Here is a 2069-nt window from a genome sequence, read left to right on the forward strand (position 1 = left end):
GTGCCAGGTATGACGCCGTTGCTCGTGTGCCAAGCCGCCCACCAGTTGAAGCTGCCCTGCGTGCAGATCATTCACGAGTTCGGACGGTGGACCCATCTGGCAGTGGCGATCTCGAATGAGCGCACCCAGTTGCTCACGGCCAAGCTGAACCAGGGCAAGACCGTCTATGAAACGGGGTTGGTCCATGTCTGAACCCTGGCTATCCACCCATATCGAGCGCTGGCCCACCGAGAAACTGGTGCCCTACGCCCGCAATGCCCGTACCCACTCAGAGGAGCAGGTGGCGCAGATTGCGGCATCCATCGTCGAGTTCGGGTTCACCAATCCGATCCTGGCGGGGTCCGATGGCGTGATCGTGGCGGGCCATGGACGTCTCGCCGCCGCGCAAAAGCTCGGTCTGGATACCGTGCCGGTGGTCGTCCTCGATCATCTGACACCCACCCAGCGCCGCGCGCTGATCATTGCGGACAACCGCATTGCAGAAAACGCCGGCTGGGACGACGCCATGCTGCGCATCGAGTTGCAGTCGCTGCAGGAAGATGGATTCAATCTCGACATCACCGGCTTCGATGCCGACGCGCTGGCCGAGATCATGGCGGGCGAAGAGACCACGGTCGATGGCAATACAGATGAGGATGCCATTCCAGAACTGAGCGAAACAGCCATCAGCCGACCCGGTGACGTGTGGATTCTTGGCAATCACCGGCTGGTTTGCGGTGATGCTACGCAGCCATTCAGCTACGAGCAGTTGCTCGCCGGGCAACGCGTTCAGATGATCTGGAGCGACTTGCCCTACAACGTCAACTATGCCAATAGCGCGAAAGACAAATTGCGTGGTAAGCACCGACCTATCCTGAATGACAACTTGGGCGAGGGTTTTTATGACTTCGTCTTCGATGCGCTCTCGCTGATGTTGCCCCACTGCGATGGCGCGGTCTACATTGCGATGTCCTCCAGCGAACTTGACACGCTACAAGCCGCGTTTCGCGCGGCCGGTGGAAAGTGGTCTACGTTCATCATTTGGGCCAAGCACACCTTCACCCTGGGCAGAGCGGATTACCAGCGTCAATACGAACCGATCCTGTATGGCTGGCCGGAAGGAGAGAACCGCCACTGGTGCGGGGATCGTGATCAGGGCGATGTGTGGAACATCAAGAAGCCGCAGAAGAACGACCTGCACCCGACCATGAAGCCGGTGGAACTGGTCGAGCGGGCAATCCGCAATTCCAGCCGACCTGGCGACATCGTGCTGGACCCGTTCGGTGGCTCTGGTACCACTCTGATTGCCGCAGAAAAAACCGGCCGCATCGGCTGGCTGCTCGAACTCGACCCCAAGTACGTCGATGTGATCGTGCGCCGCTGGCAGGAATGGAGTGGGCAGGAAGCCTATCGGGAAGCGGATGGGCTCAAGTTCAATGATCTGGCTAATTAGTGCTCGTTGCGTTTGAGGTCGCGGTAGAAATTCTCGTGCGGACCGACCATCAACAACTTCAGTGTGTTTTCATCCAGGACGCGGTAGGCGAGCAGGCACAGCAGGGTGCCCATGCGGAACTTGTAAACCTGCACGCCGGCCAAATCACCGACCTTGGTTTCACCCGCGTCGGGTTGGCTGGCGATGGCTCGTACCGCTTCGTCAAGCGCGGCTTTTTGTTGCTTGTGCAGCTTTTTAACAGCGCGCTCGAAGGTCGGGGTGACAAGGATGCGCATCAGCCGAACTGGTATTCACCAATAGGCTCTTCCTGGTCCGCAATCAGAATGTCGCGGATGACGCTGAAAGGCAGATCGGGGTTTTCTGCGGCGATCTTGCCAATTTGAGACCAGTATTCGATCTGCTTGGGCACCGAGCGGTGCTCGATGGTGCCGTAACGCTTGGCGGTCTCAACCAAAGCTTCGGGCAGTTTGACGTTGACGGCCATATGAACCTCCTTTGATTGGCTCCATGATAGCCCGTCATGGACCAAAAAGGAACCTTTTTCTCAGTCAGCCATGGCCTCTTCGACGATCTCGCAGTGAATCACAAAGCCTGCCAGGTAAGGCAGGCCCTTGGGGATGCCGTACTGCTTGCTGGT

General features: G+C 58.4%; 3 protein-coding genes and 1 pseudogene. 2 read left to right on the plus strand and 2 right to left on the minus strand.

Translation table 11 applies throughout. From position 1 onward, the window contains the following. Positions 1-192 (plus strand): annotated as a pseudogene (locus C1I89_RS33640) (D-Ala-D-Ala carboxypeptidase family metallohydrolase); the annotation flags it as partial. Beyond that, positions 185-1432, plus strand: coding sequence for a site-specific DNA-methyltransferase (locus C1I89_RS33645; protein ID WP_102776417.1), 1248 nt, complete (start codon positions 185-187; stop codon positions 1430-1432). The pseudogene C1I89_RS33640 and the gene C1I89_RS33645, both read left to right, overlap by 8 nt. Here the strand turns inward: C1I89_RS33645 and C1I89_RS33650 are convergent. Further along, positions 1429-1707, minus strand: coding sequence for a type II toxin-antitoxin system RelE/ParE family toxin (locus C1I89_RS33650; RefSeq protein WP_102776418.1), 279 nt, complete (start codon positions 1705-1707; stop codon positions 1429-1431). The two genes, C1I89_RS33645 and C1I89_RS33650, sit on opposite strands and share 4 nt — an antisense overlap. Next, complete coding sequence (locus C1I89_RS33655; protein ID WP_102776419.1) at positions 1707-1916, minus strand: TA system antitoxin ParD family protein; 210 nt, start codon at positions 1914-1916, stop codon at positions 1707-1709. Before C1I89_RS33655 ends, C1I89_RS33650 begins: the two co-directional genes overlap by 1 nt. Positions 1917-2069 lie beyond the last annotated feature (153 nt).

It is taken from the genome of Achromobacter pulmonis (assembly GCF_002885955.2).
Taxonomy (GTDB): domain Bacteria; phylum Pseudomonadota; class Gammaproteobacteria; order Burkholderiales; family Burkholderiaceae_B; genus Achromobacter; species Achromobacter pulmonis_A.

What these genes read in the sequence shown, in the direction of transcription:
- C1I89_RS33645 (WP_102776417.1), top strand. Translation starts at nt 185, where the DNA reads ATGTCTGAACCCTGGCTATCCACCCATATCGAGCGCTGGCCCACCGAG.
- C1I89_RS33655 (WP_102776419.1), bottom strand. Translation starts at nt 1,916, where the DNA reads ATGGCCGTCAACGTCAAACTGCCCGAAGCTTTGGTTGAGACCGCCAAG.
- C1I89_RS33650 (WP_102776418.1), bottom strand. Translation starts at nt 1,707, where the DNA reads ATGCGCATCCTTGTCACCCCGACCTTCGAGCGCGCTGTTAAAAAGCTG.